16 protein-coding genes are annotated in these 16342 nt (G+C 65.6%); 6 read left to right on the top strand and 10 right to left on the bottom strand.

Translation table 11 applies throughout. The features are described from left to right. Positions 1-98: 98 nt before the first annotated feature. From ASE11_RS03660 to ASE11_RS03650, 3 genes are all read right to left on the bottom strand, one after another. Entirely contained in the window at positions 99-383 is a 285-nt protein-coding gene (locus ASE11_RS03660; RefSeq protein ID WP_056266324.1) for a DUF3567 domain-containing protein, read from the bottom strand. Positions 384-535: 152 nt separating this feature from the next. Then, the gene (locus ASE11_RS03655; RefSeq protein WP_056266319.1) at positions 536-1786 is read right to left on the bottom strand and encodes a DUF3108 domain-containing protein; all 1251 of its coding nucleotides are present in this window, start codon (positions 1784-1786) and stop codon (positions 536-538) included. Beyond that, positions 1783-2664, bottom strand: coding sequence for an IclR family transcriptional regulator (locus ASE11_RS03650; protein WP_056266316.1), 882 nt, complete (start codon positions 2662-2664; stop codon positions 1783-1785). Before ASE11_RS03650 ends, ASE11_RS03655 begins: the two co-directional genes overlap by 4 nt. A gap of 183 nt (positions 2665-2847) precedes the next feature. Here ASE11_RS03650 and ASE11_RS03645 point away from each other — a divergent pair, with 183 nt between their 5' ends. After that, entirely contained in the window at positions 2848-3855 is a 1008-nt protein-coding gene (locus ASE11_RS03645) for a fumarylacetoacetate hydrolase family protein (protein WP_056266313.1), read from the top strand. A gap of 6 nt (positions 3856-3861) precedes the next feature. Here ASE11_RS03645 and ASE11_RS03640 read toward each other — a convergent pair whose 3' ends face one another. After that, on the bottom strand, positions 3862-4302 hold the full coding sequence (locus ASE11_RS03640) for a VOC family protein (RefSeq protein WP_056266308.1): 441 nt from the start codon (positions 4300-4302) through the stop codon (positions 3862-3864). A gap of 24 nt (positions 4303-4326) precedes the next feature. Then, positions 4327-4683 carry a TraR/DksA family transcriptional regulator gene (locus ASE11_RS03635; protein WP_056266305.1) on the bottom strand — a complete coding sequence of 119 codons (357 nt, stop codon included), beginning with the start codon at positions 4681-4683 and terminating at the stop codon, positions 4327-4329. A gap of 166 nt (positions 4684-4849) precedes the next feature. Between ASE11_RS03635 and ASE11_RS03630 the strand changes: the two genes are divergently transcribed. Genes ASE11_RS03630 through ASE11_RS03620 form a run of 3 tightly spaced genes read left to right on the top strand, consistent with a single transcriptional unit; the run spans position 4850 to position 8175 of the window. Next, positions 4850-5689, top strand: a complete 840-nt coding sequence (locus ASE11_RS03630) for an enoyl-CoA hydratase/isomerase family protein (RefSeq protein ID WP_200959309.1) — start codon at positions 4850-4852, stop codon at positions 5687-5689. Positions 5690-5736: 47 nt separating this feature from the next. Beyond that, a complete protein-coding gene (locus tag ASE11_RS03625; RefSeq protein ID WP_321166257.1) occupies positions 5737-6837 on the top strand; it encodes a PhaM family polyhydroxyalkanoate granule multifunctional regulatory protein in 1101 nt (366 codons plus the stop codon). Between the two features lie 30 nt (positions 6838-6867). Then, the gene (locus ASE11_RS03620) at positions 6868-8175 is read left to right on the top strand and encodes an FIST N-terminal domain-containing protein (protein WP_056266300.1); all 1308 of its coding nucleotides are present in this window, start codon (positions 6868-6870) and stop codon (positions 8173-8175) included. Positions 8176-8178: 3 nt separating this feature from the next. On the opposite strand, the gene ASE11_RS03615 is transcribed toward ASE11_RS03620, so the two are convergent. Together ASE11_RS03615 and ASE11_RS03610 are read right to left on the bottom strand one after the other, a co-directional pair. Then, a complete protein-coding gene (locus ASE11_RS03615; protein WP_156406224.1) occupies positions 8179-8937 on the bottom strand; it encodes a ProQ/FINO family protein in 759 nt (252 codons plus the stop codon). Positions 8938-8993: 56 nt separating this feature from the next. Then, positions 8994-9725 (bottom strand): helix-turn-helix domain-containing protein, encoded by a 732-nt coding sequence (locus tag ASE11_RS03610; RefSeq protein ID WP_056266292.1) that lies wholly within the window; start codon positions 9723-9725, stop codon positions 8994-8996. 90 nt (positions 9726-9815) lie between these two features. Between ASE11_RS03610 and ASE11_RS03605 the strand changes: the two genes are divergently transcribed. Beyond that, a complete protein-coding gene (locus ASE11_RS03605) occupies positions 9816-10769 on the top strand; it encodes an IS1595 family transposase (protein WP_056266290.1) in 954 nt (317 codons plus the stop codon). Between the two features lie 184 nt (positions 10770-10953). Here the strand turns inward: ASE11_RS03605 and ASE11_RS27055 are convergent, their stop codons facing one another. Next, positions 10954-11370, bottom strand: a complete 417-nt coding sequence (locus ASE11_RS27055) for a type II toxin-antitoxin system PemK/MazF family toxin (protein WP_082585501.1) — start codon at positions 11368-11370, stop codon at positions 10954-10956. A gap of 389 nt (positions 11371-11759) precedes the next feature. After that, positions 11760-12587: a hypothetical protein gene (locus tag ASE11_RS03600; protein ID WP_056266286.1), complete on the bottom strand. Its 828-nt coding sequence runs from the start codon at positions 12585-12587 to the stop codon at positions 11760-11762. Between the two features lie 327 nt (positions 12588-12914). Between ASE11_RS03600 and ASE11_RS03595 the strand changes: the two genes are divergently transcribed. Beyond that, complete coding sequence (locus ASE11_RS03595; protein WP_056266284.1) at positions 12915-14840, top strand: MFS transporter; 1926 nt, start codon at positions 12915-12917, stop codon at positions 14838-14840. A 126-nt stretch (positions 14841-14966) separates the two neighbouring features. Here ASE11_RS03595 and ASE11_RS27050 read toward each other — a convergent pair. Next, on the bottom strand, positions 14967-16338 hold a 1372-nt coding region (locus ASE11_RS27050), incomplete at its 3' end, for a hybrid sensor histidine kinase/response regulator (RefSeq protein ID WP_414842424.1). Positions 16339-16342: the final 4 nt, after the last annotated feature.

Raw genomic sequence — 16342 nt, 5'->3', positions numbered from 1 at the left:
AGCGAGGGGGAGTTGACCAGAACACTGCGGAACTGGCTTTGCCAAGCCGCAGGTGTTGCCCCCTGGTGGGTGACGCGCCGCAGGCGCGGCGCGGGGGATCAGTGCATCACGACCGGCATCTGAGCCAGCTCGGCATAGCCTTCCAGCGTGTCTTCCACCTCTTCCTGCGAAGGGGTGCTTTGCTGCCAGGCGGTGATCTGGATCTGGAACATCTCGGCCCAGGAGCCATCGAGGTAGACCTCTTTGCCTGAGCGCTTGTCCACGATTTCAAAACCGTGGCGCGGAATCTGCGGGCCTTGCGCGGAAACGTCTTCACCCTCCGCCGGTGCGTTGGCCAGGATGTGGACCACAGCGAAGGCATCCGAGTCGTAGAGCATGTTCATGACTGAAATTCCTTGTGTTGGGAAAACCGGCTTCTGTTGTCACTTATATCGGCAAAAGTTGGCGGTCTTGAAGTTCTGAGTGCTCTTTACATGGCAACGTTCAGTCCCGTTTCAAGATGCGTGTGTTTTTGGGCACAAATGAAGTGCAAGGGCTACGGCATCCGGCTGAGTTGCTGGTCGGCCACGTCGCCGTTGGACTGGGTGATGCGCAGGCGCACCGGGAGGTGCTGCAGGTCGGGCGCCAGCCACATTTCCACCGTGCTGTCGAATTCCTTGCGTGGCAGGCGCACCAGCTGTCGCGCACGCATCTCGCCCGCCGGGAGCGCCAGCGTGGTTTCGTCGCCCACCTTGAAGCGCCAGATGTCGGCGTCCCCGGTGCCAGCCACCTGCATCTCGATCGTCTGCCCACTCGCATAGGCCTGCGGGCGCGCCTGCAGCAGGCCGGCAATCTGCAGGAACAGGCTCAGGCGGTCTTGCGCGCCGGGCAGCAGCGCGGCGTCGGGTGCGTTGTTGCTGAAGCGAATGCGGTTCTGTTCGGTGTCGAAATGGGCCGCCTTTTCGCTGCGGCTCTTGTCGGCGAAGCGCTCAGGGCTCAGGCCGGTCGGGCCCACCCGGCCGGTGCTGGTCTGCACCCGGCTGCCCAGCAGGAAAACGCGCATCTCCATGCGGGCGCTGTACCGGCCATCGGCCAGCATCCAGTCGAGTTTGCCTTCGGCGTTGTAGGCAATGCCCTTGATGCGACCGGTCACGGCGTAGTCGAGCCGGGTGCTGGCGGGAGGTTGTGCCGGCGGCAGGGCACGAGCGGCCGCCGGCGCGGCGCGTTTTTTCACGGCTGCGGCGGCGAGCAATACCTCATCGGGCGCTGCGGCGGGCGCATCGAGCGCGGCTTTTTCTTCCTCTTCAGGCGCTGGTGCTGGTGCTGGTTCTGGGGCGATGAACTCGGTGAGTTCCACCGGCTCGGCGGGTGGGGTGATGGTGTCGACCGGCGCTGCGTCCAGGGCCACCGTTTCCTCCATGGGTGTCTCCACCACGATCACCGTGGGTGGGGCGGGCGGGACTGGCTGTTTCGGCGCTGCGGGGCGGACCACGGGTGCCGGGCGCGGCAGCGGTCGGGGCACCGGGGCGGCGGCCGGTTCCAGAGCGGCCGCGGGCACGATCCAGCGCACGGTGCTCACGCGGGCCATCGGCAGATCCGAAGCGGTGGGCGCTGCCGACGCGCCGTCGCTGCGGTCGACCAGCAGGGGTGCCACCGCGAGGGACGGCGCGTCGGTCGACGCTGCTGTCGCAGAGGCCCATGGCAGCGGGCCCAGCAACAACGCCACGTGAACGCCCAGCACGGCTGCGATCAGCGCGGCCAGGGTGGGCCAGCGTGGCGCCGGGGCGGGTGCGCTCAGGGGTGTCATGGGCTGGGGGCGGGCGGCCGGTGGCCGAGATCGGCGCTGAGTTGGCGCGCGCTTCTGAGCACGGCATGGGCGGGGGCACCCGACCACTCGGTGTCCAGCGTGGCCACGGAGCCCAGCACCACCAGGCCCAGCGCGAGGCGGCCTTGTGCATCGAACACCGGCGCGCAGAAGCCGCCCACGCCGGGCAGCAGGCTGTGCACCACGCGGGCCAGCCCCTGGCGGCGGGTCTCGTCCAGCAACGCCTGCACGTCCGCCAGCGTGTGCGGCACGTCCACCAGCGGCAGGCCGCTGCGTGGCAGCTTCTTCAGTCGGGCCAGTTCGTCGCGCACCATGGGGCCGATGCGCTGGGCGTCACGTCCTTCGCTGCCCATGAAGGCGGCAAAGCAGCGGCCGGTGGCCGAGGTGAGCAGCGGCATCACGTCCCCCAGGCGCAGGGTCACCGGCACGGTTTGCGGAGCTTCGATCCAATGCACCATGGTCGGGCCCTGGTTGCCCCACACGGCGATGGCCAGTGTGTGACCGGTCTCGTTGATCAACGAGTCCAGTCGCTCGCGCGCCAGCTTCACGGCGTCGATGCGCGAGAGGCTGGCCAAGCCCAGGCGCAGCGCGGCCGGGCCGAGGTCGTAGCGGGTGCTCACCGGGTCCTGCACCACCAGACCCATGCGCTGGAAGCTCACCAGGTAGCGGTGCGCCTTGGCGGCACTCATGCCGGCGGCGGCGGCCAGGTCGCGCAGCATCAGCGCGCCCGGTGCTTCCGACAAGGCATTGAGCAACTCGAAACCCACCTCCACCGACTGGATGCCCGCGCGCTGCGGCTCGTCCTCGTCCGCATCGGTGACGGCTGGGGTGGTGAGGGCGTTGCGTTGGGCGGTGGACATGGGCGGCGTGGAACAGTAGGAGGGTCGGCGGACAGACAGGTTCAACGCGATGTGTGTCCGATTGACTCCAGGTGCCCGCGTTCCCGGGTCATCGCCTAGAATCCTGTCTTTACGAATAGGTTAATCGATTTCACTAATCGTAACCATTGACGCAACCACCAGCGTAACCAGCAGGAGACTCTCATGAAACTCGCCACCTACAAGGACGGCTCGCGCGACGGACAGCTCGTCGTGGTCTCGCGCGACCTGAGCACGGCGCATTATGCGACCGGCATCGCGCACAAATTGCAGCAGGCCCTGGACGACTGGAACTTCATCAGCCCCCAGCTGCACGACCTGTACGTCACCCTCAACCAGGGCAAGGCGCGCCACGCATTTCCGTTCGATCCGGCGATGTGCATGGCCCCGCTGCCGCGCGCTTACCAATGGGCAGACGGCTCGGCCTACATCAACCACGTGGAGCTGGTGCGCGCGGCGCGCAGCAGCGAGGTGCCGCAGTCGTTCTACACAGACCCGCTGATGTACCAAGGCGGCAGCGACGACTTCATTGGTCCGTGCGACGACGTGCTGGTGCCCAGCGAAGACTTCGGTATCGACTTCGAGGCCGAGATCGCGGTGGTGACCGGCGACGTGCCCATGAGCGCCACGCCCGAGCAGGCGCTGGAGGGCATCCGCCTGCTGATGCTGGCCAACGACGTCTCGCTGCGCAACCTGATTCCGGCCGAGCTGGCCAAGGGTTTTGGCTTCTTCCAGAGCAAGCCGGCCACCGCGTTCAGCCCGGTGGCGATCACGCCCGACGAACTGGGAGACGCCTGGCAGGGCGGGCGCGTGCACCTCACGCTGCAGAGCACCTGGAACGGCCGCAAGGTCGGCATGTGCGAAGCCGGTCCCGAGATGACCTTCCACTTCGGTCAGTTGATCGCGCACATCGCCAAGACGCGCAACGTGCGCGCCGGCTCCATCGTGGGCAGCGGCACGGTGAGCAACAAGAGCGTGGAGGTGGAGGGCCGCAAGGAATGGCCCAAGGGCTACAGCTGCATTGCCGAGAAGCGCGCGATCGAAACCATCCTGGATGGCCAGCCGTCGACCGCGTTCATGAAGTTCGGCGACACCATCCGCATCGAGATGAAGGGCAAGGATGGGCAGAGCATCTTCGGAGCAATAGATCAGAAGATTGCGCCGTCGGCCTGAACGAGCTCAAGCGGCGTAGACCGCTTCGAGCGACGCAAAGCCTTTGACCTCGATCGGGTTGCCGAAGGGGTCGCAGAAGAACATCGTCCACTGCTCGCCCGGTTGCCCTTCAAAGCGCACCTGCGGCGGCAGCACGAACTCGACCCCTGCGGCCTGCAGGCGGGCTGCGAGCGCTTTCCATTCGGGCAACAACAAGATCAGACCAAAGTGCGGCATGGGCACCAGGTGGTCACCCACGCGCCCGGTGCGTGAAGTCTTGAACGGCTCGCCCAGGTGCAGCGAGATCTGGTGGCTGAAAAAGTCGAAGTCGACCCAGGTGGCGGTGCTGCGGCCTTCGGTGCAGCCGAGCACGTCGCCATAGAAGCGGCGTGCCTCCATCAGATCGGTCACGTGGAACGCAAAGTGGAACAGGCTGCGCGTGGACAGGAGGGTGGCTTGATCGTTCATGCCATCAGCATACCGAGTGCGCCCTCAGACTTCGGCTTTGGTCTGGCAGTCGATGCAACGCATCGCGGTGGGGTTGGCGTGCAGCCGGGCGGCGGGGATCGACACCCCGCAGTCGACACACAGACCGAAGCTGCCGTCGTCGATGCGCTTGAGCGCGGCGTCGATCTCGACCAGCTCGGCTGATTCGCGCTCTTCGAGGGCGAAGGACAGTTCCCGCTCGGTGTTGGCCTGGGATTGGTCGTCGCTGGCGTTGCCCAGTGCTTCGGCGGCCGATTCGGCACGGCTCATCGCGCCGCCGTGCTGGGCGCGCAATTGCGCGAGCACATCGGTGCGCATCTCCTTGAGCTGGGTGGCGAAAGTGTCGGAAATGTGGGCTGTCATTCGGTTCTCCTCGGAAAATTGCGGGTCGTTCGGTGACCCTTCTGGACGGGTCCATGGTGCGCCTTTCGGCGCCGTGGTGTGTTGATGCACGTCAATCACAATCACCCGAAGGCGTGGGCGCGCGACGCGTCCCTGATTCATAAACCGATTCTTCGAGGAGACCCTGATGACCACCGTGGATTACAGCCGTTACCAGACCCTGGCCATCACCCGGCGCGGCCCCGCCGTGGGTGGTGTGCCCTCGGTACTCGACATCCAGATGCGCGCCGACGGACCCGGCGGCAACGGCAAGCTGCCCACCGCCGGCCACGAAGGCCACTGGGAATTGAGCGAAATCTGGCGCGACGTGGGGCGCGACGACAGCGTGCGTTGCGCCGTGCTGCGTGGCAGTGGCCTGGGGTTTTCGGGTGGCGGGGATCTGGCGTTGGTGCAGGACATGGCGACCGACTTCGAGGTGCGCACGCGGGTGTGGAAAGAGGCGCGTGATCTGGTCTACAACGTCATCAACTGCGACAAGCCGATCGTGAGCGCCATGCACGGCCCGGCCGTGGGCGCGGGCCTGGTGGCCGGCCTGCTGGCCGACATCTCGATCGCCGCGAAGAGCGCGAAGATCGTCGATGGCCACACGCGCCTGGGCGTGGCCGCCGGGGACCACGCGGCCATCGTCTGGCCGCTGTTGTGCGGGCTGGCCAAGGCCAAGTACTACCTGATGCTGTGCGACCCCATCAGTGGCGAAGAAGCCGAGCGCATCGGGCTGGTGTCGCTCGCGGTGGACAACGATCAACTGATCGACAAGGCCTTTGAGGTGGCCGACCGGCTGGCCAGCGGCAGCCAGACCGCGATCCGCTGGACCAAGTACTCGCTCAACAACTGGCTGCGCCAGGCCGGCCCCGCATTCGATACCTCGCTGGCGCTGGAATTCATGGGTTTTGCCGGTCCCGACGTGCGCGAAGGTGTGGCATCCTTGCGTGAACGCCGAGCTCCCCGCTACGGCGTGGACGGCTGAGAACCGGCAGCACGGCAGTCGCCCCTGACCATCCACAGGAGACACCCATGAGCGACGCGCCCAGCAGCGGATTCGGCAAGTTCGTACCCGGTTTCGAGTTCCTGCAGAACCTCGCGGGCCAGGCCGCCGGGGGTGTGGCGCAGGGCATCGGGCAGAACATCCCGCAGTTGCCCAGCCTGGGCCATTGGGTGGCCCCCACCTTCAACGTGGAGGACCTCGAAAAACGCATCGAGGAACTCAAGGCGGTGCACTTCTGGCTTGACCAGAACTCCAAGGCGCTGGGTGCCACCATCCAGGCGCTGGAAGTGCAGAAGATGACACTGTCCACGCTCAAGAGCATGAACTTCAGCATGGGCGATGTCGCCAATGCGCTCAAGATCAAGGCGGCCGACACGCTGGCCAGCTTCACCGGTGCAGCGCCGGCCGCTCCGGCGGCCCAGTTTGCGGGGCTCGAGATTCCGGAGCGCACCTACGGCAACGCGCCAGTGGCCGAACCGCAAGAGGAGGCCGAGGAGGAGGAAATGGCTGAACCCGAGCCGGCGCCCGAACCCACACGCAAGAGCAAGGTCCGCCAGTCGAGCGCCGCGGCGCCCGCCCCGGCTTCTGGCGGCGTGGTCGACCCGATGCAGTGGTGGGGTGCGATCTCGCAGCAGTTCCAGCAGATTGCCAGCAATGCGATGAAGGACGTGGCCAAACAGACCGCGCTGGACACCACGCGCCAGGTGGCCACGGGATTGACCGACCAGGCCGTGAAGGCCGCCACCGGCATGGCCGGCAAGGCCGCGCGCAGCATCGGCGGCTCGGTGGCGCGCAACGTGGGCACCGCTGCCGGCATGGGCCGCGCGGCGGCGCGGGCCGTCACTGCGCCAGCGAAAAAGGCGGCGCCTCGCCCTGCAGCCAAGAAGGCTCCCACCCGTGCTCCCGCGGCCAAGGCCCCGGCGCGCGCGCCATCGGCGCAGCCTATGGCGGCGGGCGACTGGACCATGCCCACGGCGTTCTTCCCCGGCTTCGCCGCGCTGCAGCCCGCTGCAGCAGCGTCGACCAAGCCCAGGAAGGCTGCCGCCAAAAAAGGCCGGGCCAGCAAGGCCGCCACCCCCAAACCCGCTGCCCGCAAGACCGCGGCGGCCAAATCCGCTCGCCGACGCTGAACCTGTGCGCCTCTGGTGAGTCGACTCCCGATGAAACTCTTTCCCTACGCCCACGCCACCCATCCGCAATGGCGCATGGCTGCCGCCTTGGCGCTGGCGCAGCTGCGCGGCCAGATGGCCTTGCCCGACTACGCCAAGGCGCCTGCGCTGGCCCTGCTCTACATCACCGACCACTACGCCGCTGAAGCCCAGGCCATCCTGGAGCACCTGAGCGCGGAACTGCCTGAAGTGACCGACTGGGCGGGCACGGTGGGGGTGGGCGTGTCGGCCAACAACGTCGAGTATTTCGACGAGCCTGCGCTCAGCGTGATGCTGTGTGATCTGAGTCCGGATCAATACCGCGTGTTCAGCGGCGTGGCGCCGCTCTCGGCCAGCGGCCGTGCGGTGGGCACGGCTGGCTTCGTGGCCCACACGGCCCTGGTGCACGCCGATGGCAGCACCCCCGAGCTCAACGAACTGATTGCCGAAGTGGCGGACCGCACCACCAGCGGATACGTGTTCGGCGGGCTGGCCGGCAGCCGTGGGCAGAGCGTGCAGTTTTCGCTCGGCAGCGCGGGCAATCTGAGCGGCCAGGGGGCCGCCAGCGGCGTGTTTCACGGTGGCTTGAGCGGCGTGGCTTTCGGGCCCGACGTGGGCATCGTCTCGCGCGTGACGCAGGGCGCGCAGCCGGTGGACCGGCAGCGCACGGTCACCGCCTCCGACGGCAACCTCGTGCTCCAGCTGGACGGCGAGCCCGCGCTGGACGTGCTGCTGCGTGAACTCGACATTTCGCTGGAGCAACCCGAGCAGGCCATGCCGCGCCTGCGCGCCACGCTGGTGGGCCTGACGCAGCCCCACCCTGAGGTCGACTTCGTGTTGCCGGCCAGTGGCCCGCAGCTGCGCGGGCAGTTCGGCGCCGAGGTCATGGTGCGACACCTGATCGGCCTGGATCCGGGCCGCCGGGGCGTGGCCATTGGCGATGTGGCACCGGAGGGCACTCGGCTGGCGTTTTGCGAGCGCAACGTGCAGGCCGCGCGGGCGGATCTGGTGCGGGTGTGCTCCGAGGTGCGCGAGGAGCTGGAACCCGAAGAGCTCAGCCTGTCGATGGCCAGTGCCCTGACCGCGGCCGAAGCGGACGCCGCGCCGCACCCGGGGCGGCGCATTGCGGGCGCCATCTACGTGAGCTGCGCGGGCCGCGGTGGTCCGCACTTCGGCAGCCCGAGTGCCGAGCTGCAGGTGGTGCGACGCGCCTTGGGCGATGTGCCGCTGGTGGGGTTTTTTGCCGGTGGCGAGATCGCGCACCACCGGCTGTATGGCTACACCGGCGTGCTGACCGTTTTCACGATGCCGGCAGCCTGATCATCAGGCGGGTTTGACGACACGGGCGCGGGCCCGCTCCAGCGTGCGGTTCGCGTCCGCCACGCCCATGCCGTACATGTCGGCAAACTCCTCAACCGTCTTGCCACTGGCTTCAAACGCGCGCAGCAGCGCCGCGTCTTTGGCCGCGCGGCTCACCACCGCGTCCAGCGCATCCTGGGTCAGCGCATTGACGGCTTCGTCGCGCGTCTGCACCAGCGCGGCGTAGGCTTCGGCACCGAGGCCCGAGGCTTCAAATGCCTGCTCGATGCGCTGGCGCAGCTTGGGCCGCAGGTCTTGCGGTGCGCGGCCCTGGCGGCGGCGAAACACCTCCACCAGCGCGTGGTGCACATGCTCGGGGGCCAGATCTTCCACCGGCTGGCCGCTCAGGTCGCAGCGCGGCTGGCCGCTGGCCACGGCGGTGAGGTAACGGGTGGAGCGCGTGTGCAAGGCCAGCGCGGCTTTCAGACCATCCTTGTCCAGCGTGTCGGGGTGTGCTTCCAGCAGATCCTGGAAGATGCCGCGCTTCATGGGCAGAAACACCTCACCGAACAGCGCCGGGTAGAGCTGTGCGAGCTGGTCGAGCATGGGGTGGTGACGCGAGGGCGGGCCGCCGGCGGGCTGGTTGGCGCCGCCTCGCTGCGCGCGTTGTGGCGCCTGGCCGCGGCGGTTGCGCCCGCCGCGTGCCGGTGGGCGGTTCCCGGTATCGGATTCGGTGGGAGCCGTCGCTGCAGCGTCGGTGGGTTCGGAGGCGTTCGGATTCATGGTTTCCTGCATTCAGGCGGTCGAGCAAAGCCCGACATCATGCCAGCCGGGCCGCTCTAACGCCGCAGTTGCCCAAAGGCTTCGAATTCCCAACTGCGCATGGCCAGCACCAGGGTGTAGCCCTCGCGGTCTTTCTCGGCCAGTTTCTGGTCGGTCTGGTGCTGCTGCGCAAAGTCCTGCGCCACGCGCTGCAGGCGCTCCATGAACATGGGCGCGAGCGTGCGGCTCACCGAGCCGTGCACCAGCATCAGGCCCTCGCCTGTGCCGTCGAAGCCGCCGCGAAAGTAGTCGAGCAGGGCGTGGTCGCGGAAGAAGTTCATCACCGGACCGTGCGGGCGCCAGCGGAAGGTCTTGGCCAGCTTGAGGCGGTAGCGATTGAGCGGGCGCAGTTCGATGATGCCGATACGGTCGAGCTGGGCCAGGCACTTCACACAGTCGGCCTCGCTCAGGCGGTACCGTGCCGTGATCTGCTCCAGCGTCCACTGGCTCAGCACGCAGATGGCCACCAGCAGCAGCTTCTTGTCGGCCACCACCGCGCGCTCTTGCTCTTGCGTCATCTCGCGCAGCAGGGGTTGGGCATCGGCCACGCGGCGCGCCAGGTCGGCGAAGTCCAGCCGCAGGGCGCGGCAGATCGCGTCCACCCGCGAGAGCGACATGTCGCCCTTGGCCAGCATGCGCTTCACGCTCGATTCGGCCATGCCCATGGCCTGTGCCAGATCGGCGTAGGTCATGCGCGCGGTCTTGAGTTCGTGCTTGAGGGCGGTGACGAGGTCGTTGGTGGTGCTCATGGGATTCGGGCGTTGGTATTGAGGATCGAGACTTATATACTTGACAAACCCTGATAAGTCTCGGATACTGCAGCCATACCGGAGAACGACATGGCTGAACCGATTCTTAACCAACCGCACTTTCAAGACGCAGACAAGGCGCGCGAGCACCTTGAAGCACTGCGCTGGCCCAATGGCCCTGTGTGCCCCCACTGCGGTTCGGTTCGCGCTCCATTGAAGCTGGAGGGCAAGTCGTATCGCCCGGGTCTTTTCAAGTGCAATGACTGCTACGGCCAGTTCACCGTGACCGTGGGAACCGTGTTCGAGCGCTCCAAGATTGCGCTCAACGTGTGGCTCCAGGCGGTGCACCTGATGTGCGCCAGCAAGAAGGGAATTTCTGCCAAGCAACTGGAGCGCATGCTTGGCGTCACCTACAAAACAGCGTGGTTCATGTCGCACCGCATCCGCGAAGCCATGACCGAGAACATGGCTGGCCCTCTTGGTGGATCCGGCAAGATCGTTGAGGCCGACGAAACCTATTGGGGCTCCGAAGGTGGCAGCAAGGCCGCTTCCAAGAAGGACGGTCAACGCAAGCGCGGCGGCGCCCTCAAGGACTCCAACAAGGTGGTTGCACTGGTCGAGCGCGGCGGCAAGGTTCGCGCGTTCCATGTGCCCAGCGTCACCGGTCAAAACCTCAAGATGGTTCTGGAGTCACAGATCCACCCTGAGACCCACGTCATGACCGACAGCAGCCCTCGCTACAACCTGTTGAAGCGCGAGCACGGCTTCAAGGCTTACGAGCAGGTCAACCACTCCAAGGCCGAGTACGTGCGCGGCATCGCTCACACCAACACCGTGGAAGGCTTCTTCTCAGTGTTGAAGCGCGGCCTGATCGGCACGTTCCACCATGTAGCACCGAAGCACCTCCAGCGCTACAGCGACGAATTCAGCTTCCGCTACAACACCCGCACCGCCTTGGGCTTCAGCGATGCTGACCGCGCTGCAATCGCGCTCAAGGGCATCGCAGGCAAGCGCCTGACCTATCGGCGGATTGGTGGGGAGTAAATTCCCGACGCAAGAGCAGGTACTTGCTGTCCTGCTTCGCAAAGACAAACGCCACCCGTAGGTGGCGCTTGCTGACTGACAACCTCGCCCTCGGATGCTTGTCATCGCTATGTCGAGGTCGGCTCTCTTGCGAGAGACTTGAAGCCCAGCAAGCTGGGAACAAGTCGAATATAAAGGCTGCGAGCTACTTCCACAAGTAGCCAAGCCCTATTCCCGCAAGAGTTGCCTGTCTAATTTTCCCCAGCTCCAGAGGGGAAATGTGCAGCGAAACATAGTTGCGCCGGCCTCCGTCCTTGCTCGTCCAATATGCACTCAGTCTTGCGAACGATACGGTCATCACCATGTCGCACTTTGCCCAAACATCGTCGCCACTGGCATTTGGCGCCGGATCTTTGTCCAACTTGACGTGAAAAGCCTCGATCGCTGGCGGCGGCGTAGTGCTAAGAGGGATAACCGTGGCGAGATTGCGACGGCCTACGAATTTTGGAGACAGCACGACTACCCATCGCACCTTGTCCATTTCAGGCGGCACTAAACCGGAAAAGTCGCAGCGGAGAACTTCACCCTGCTTGGGATGGTACGGGAGCGCCTTGGGCGGCATAGTGATAAGATTTGTGGTACAAAAAAATGGTGGAGTACCGGGGAATCGAGCCCCGCGCCGTCGGGTCGGAATCCAGTCAGCGGCGACCTGCGTACCCCACACTTGAGCGTTACTGCGCCACTCCGGCCTGCATCCAGTTCGTCCCGCGAAGTCAGGACTGGTGCAGGCCTTTTCCATTTGGGGCGGGTGCCGGCGGCGATGGCTTACCCGTCCTCAAAATCATCTCCTCATGTCGTTCTCCAAGTAGGACAATTGCCTCATGCAAAAGCCCGAACCCGACTCACCGGCGCCAGCACCAGCACCAGCACCAGACGACGTGTTGAGGCGGATGCTTTCCACGCCCCCGAAGCCACTTAAGAAGCCTGAGCCAAAGCCGGAAAGGGCAGACATCATTGGCCCTTGAGGTCCAGTAGGCGTTCGATGCGCTCCATGAGCTTTTCGTCGAGTTCGCCCTTTTCACTCTTTGCGTGAAACAGCTTGATCAACGTAGACACGTACTGAGCCTTCACGTCAGACAGAGAACCTTGAGGGAAATGTTGTACGGCCCCGGTGCCACTTGGCGGCGGAGGCGGCGGTGGAGTTTGACCGCCACCACCGCCTCCGAAATCGTGAGGCGTAACGTCGGACTGAACTTCTGCAGGCGCGACCATTGCGGCGCCGGGAACGGGTGTAACCAACGGCATGATCAGATGAGTCCGCGCACCGGCTTTGGTCGAGAAGAAGCCTGCCGTGTCGGCACTTTCCATCAAGATCCGGTATGCGTCTTTAATGCGCCCAGGCACCACCCCATATTGATTGCGGAGGGCGTTCAACAGCCCGAACTCAGGCGGCAGCTCTTTGCCCTTGAAGTCTTCGTAGATGCGGCGGAAAAGCTCAACGTTCAAAAAGGCGTCGACCAATGCTTTTTTGACGTCGTGCGGATATACAGGGGACAAGATTTGATGAGCCAATGGCGTAGGTATAAACACAGGCCCCGCCTTGTTGATCAGACCGAACGCTCGCGCTGCCGCCACGCGTGTGATGTACGCCCCGTTGTTCGTCCCCTTGTACCCAAGATGAGCCGCGAGTTGATCCGGCGTTGCCTGCCCGCCCCCTTTGACGTGCAAAACGCGTGGGACTTCCACGGTGCTGGCCAAATCGTAGCTTGGAAAGGCCGTGCCGCGCGGCTGTGCGGCCGGAGATGGGACGGCTTGCGGGTTAATGTTTTCGACGGCCATTTCGGTTACTCCTGTAGCTGAACGCTGTTGGATTATTAACCGCTCACCCGTTACCCGTCAACTCCACCCGTTAACCGTCGATCGGATAGTTAACTGATACAACCTCTATGGTTTGTTAAGTACATAAGTCTCGAGGATCGATACCTGTTGATCTGAGTCAAGCCACTGTATCGGAAAGCGATCCTTTTCTAGTGGGGGAGGACGGACACTCGGCTCGCCCGTTCCGATACCGTGGGCCTTGAGGCAACACGGGCTCGGTGACAATGCGCCCGTCCGTCCGATGGTGAAGGGCTCAAGCCCGCCCCCTCAACACTGGAGAAGTCAGCCATGTCCCTGTCCCCATCGCACCCCGCCGAGGGTGGTCAGTTCGCCCTGCTGCGCCAGCGCCGCTTCGCGCCGTTCTTCTGGACGCAGTTCCTGGGCGCTGCCAACGACAACCTGTTCAAGTTCGCCTTCACCGTGCTGGTCACGTACCAGTTGCAGGTGAGCTGGCTGCCGCCATCGCTGGCCGGGCTGGTGATCGGTGCGCTGTTCATCCTGCCGTTCCTGCTGTTCTCGGCCACCAGCGGCCAGCTGGCCGACAAGCTGGACAAGAAGACGTTGATCGTCTTCGTCAAGCGGCTGGAGATAGGAATCATGGCGCTGGCCGCGTGGGCGTTCTTCACCACCAACATTGCGCTGCTGTTGCTGTGCACCTTTCTCATGGGGCTGCACTCCACGCTGTTCGGCCCGGTGAAGTTCGCCTACCTGCCCAACCACCTGAGCGAGCGTGAGCTCACGGGTGGCAACGGCATGGTGGAAATGGGCACCTTCGTGGCCATTCTGCTGGGCAACCTGGCCGGCGGATTGATCATTGCCGTGCCCGAGATCGGTGCGCACCACGTGGGTTTCAGCTGTGTGGCGCTGGCCGTGATCGGGCGCATCACGGCGCAGGCGGTGCCCGTGACGCCGGCCACCGACCCCGGGCTCACCATCAACTGGAACCCGTTCACCGAGACCTGGCGCAACCTGAAGCTGGCGCACGGCAACACGGTGGTGTTCCGCTCGGTGCTGGGCATCAGCTGGATGTGGTTCTTCGGCGCCGTGTTCCTCAGCCAGTTCCCCAGCTTCGCCAAGGAGGTGCTGCACGGCAACGAGCAGGTGGCCTCGTTGCTCCTCATCGTGTTCTCCATCGGCATCGGCACCGGGTCGCTGTTGTGCGAAGTGCTCTCGCGCCGGCATGTCGAGATCGGTCTGGTGCCGTTGGGCGCCATCGGCATGAGCGTGTTTTCCATCGACCTCTACTTCGCGTCCAGCGGCCTGCCGCCCGCCAGTGCGCTCGGTTTGGGCGAGTTCATCGCCCTGCCTGCCCACTGGCGGGTGCTGGCCGACCTCACCCTGCTCAGCCTGTTTGCCGGTCTGTACAGCGTGCCCATGTACGCGCTGATCCAGATGCGCAGCCAGCCCACGCACCGCGCCCGCATCATCGCGGCCAACAACATCCTCAACGCGCTGTTCATGATCGCCAGCGCCGTCATCGCCGGGGCCTTGTTGTCGACGGGTTTCACCATCCCGCAGATGTTCCTGCTGGTGGGTCTGGCCAATGCGGTGGTGGCGTTCTACATCTTCATGCTGGTCCCCGAGTACCTGCTGCGCTTCGTGGCCTGGTTTGCGTCGCGCCTGGTCTACCGCTTCAAGGTGCGGGGCGACGAGCACATTCCCACAGACGGCGCGGCCGTGCTGGTGTGCAACCACGTGAGCTTTGTCGACGCCGTGCTGCTCATGGCCGCCAGCCCGCGGCCGATCCGTTTCCTGATGGACCACCGCATCTTCAAGGTGCCGCTGCTGGGCTGGCTGTTCAAACTGGCCAAGGCCATTCCAATCGCGCCGCAGAAGGAGGATCCGCAGGCCTATGAGGCTGCGTTCGACGCAGCCGTGGCGGTGTTGCGCGAAGGCGACCTGCTGGCCATCTTCCCTGAGGGCGGCATCACGCGCGATGGTCAGTTGCAGGCCTTCAAGGGAGGCGTGGTGAAGATCCTGGATATGGCCGACCGCGAGGGCCTGCACCTGAGCGTGATCCCTATGGGGCTGAGCAACCTGTGGGGCTCGTACTTCAGCCGGGTCGAGGTGCGCAACGGTGAAGCAGTGGCCATGGTCAGGCCGTTTCGCCGAGGTTTCTTCAGCCGTGTCGGGCTTCAGGTGGGCAGTCCCCTCGCGGCCTCGGCGGTGACGCTGGATGTCTTGCGCAATCGGGTCGCCACCCTGATCGACTGATGGCCGTGAGCGCCGTCCCTCACGTCTCCAGGATGGAGCGCAGGGCGAGCGCGTCGATGGGTTTGTGCAGGATGGGGAAGCCGAGTTCGGAGGCTTCCTGGATGCGCTGTGGGGAGGTGTCGCCGNCCAGGATGGAGCGCAGGGCGAGCGCGTCGATGGGTTTGTGCAGGATGGGGAAGCCGAGTTCGGAGGCTTCCTGGATGCGCTGTGGGGAGGTGTCGCCGGTGAGGATGTAGGTGGGGATGGATCGTGGGAGGCATGCGTGCACGGCGCGGATGGCGTCCACGGCGGTGACGTTGCCRCCCAGGCGGTAATCGGAGATGAGCAGATCGATGTCGGGGGCGTGGGAGATGGCCATGACGACGGCCTCATCGGGGGAGGTGGCGCAGAAGACGCGGTGGCCCCAGATGCCGAGCACGCTGCGCATGGCGGCGAGAACCTGCTCGTCATCGTCGATGACGAGCACACCCATGCGGGAGGCGGACTGGGAGTAGGAGGGCTCCTGCACGGGGGCTTCAGTGTTCTCGGGGGGCTCGCAGCGAGGCACACGGATGCTGAACATGGAGCCACGCCCCGGGGTGGAGCGCAGGTCCAGCGGGGCGTGCAGCAAGAGGGCGGAGCGCTTGACGATGGACAGGCCCAGACCCAGGCCGTGGGACTCGTGGCGCGCGGCCGTGCTCTGGCCGATCTGGAAGAACTCGCCGAAGATGGCCTCGCGCTGCTCGGGGGGGATGCCGATGCCGCTGTCCCAGACCTGGAACTCGACCTCGGGGCCGCGCAGGCGGCAGCCGATGAGCACGCGCCCGCGTGAGGTGTAGCGCACGGCGTTGGAGACCAGGTTGACCAGGATGCGGCGCAGCACGGTGGGGTCGGTGTCGACCCACAGGCGCGAGCTGCAGACGTGCAGTTGCAGGCCTTTCTCGGTGGCGAGTTGGTGGAAGTCCTGATCGATGTCTTCGAGCAGGCGCTGTGCGCTGGTGGGGGCGCGCTCGACCTGCACGGCGTTGGCGTCCAGGCGGGAGACGTCCAGCAGCATGTTCAGGAGTTGGCCCAGGCCGTCCAGGGAGGCCTGCATGCGCCGGCAGATCTCGGCCAGGTCGGCGGTGCGCACGCTCCTGGCCTGGGACATGGAGCGCAGGGCGGTGAGGAAGAGGCTGAGGGCGTGGATGGGTTGGCGCAGGTCGTGGCTGGCGGCGGCCAGGAAGACGGACTTGGCGCGATCGGCGGCCTCGGCCTTGTCTTTCTCCGAGCGCAGGCCTTCGATGAGTTCGTGGATGCGGGCCTGGGCCTCGCGGCGGTCGCGGATGTCGCGCACCACGGCCATGCGCAGGCGCTCGCCGTTGCGCATCATCGAGCGCCCGATGATCTCCACCGGAATGCGCTCGCCGTGCACGTTGAAGACTTCGCTCTCGTAGGAGGCGTCCGCCCCGGAGGCAATGACAGAGGCCGCGCGCGCCCGGTACTCCGGCGGCACCAGCTCCAGCACAGACCTGCCCAGCAGC

Origin of the sequence: Hydrogenophaga sp. Root209 (genome assembly GCF_001428625.1) — a bacterium.
In the GTDB taxonomy this organism is placed as follows: domain Bacteria; phylum Pseudomonadota; class Gammaproteobacteria; order Burkholderiales; family Burkholderiaceae_C; genus Hydrogenophaga.
The sequence above is the reverse complement of the archived record's forward strand: the minus strand, read 5'-3'. Positions and strand labels throughout refer to the sequence as shown.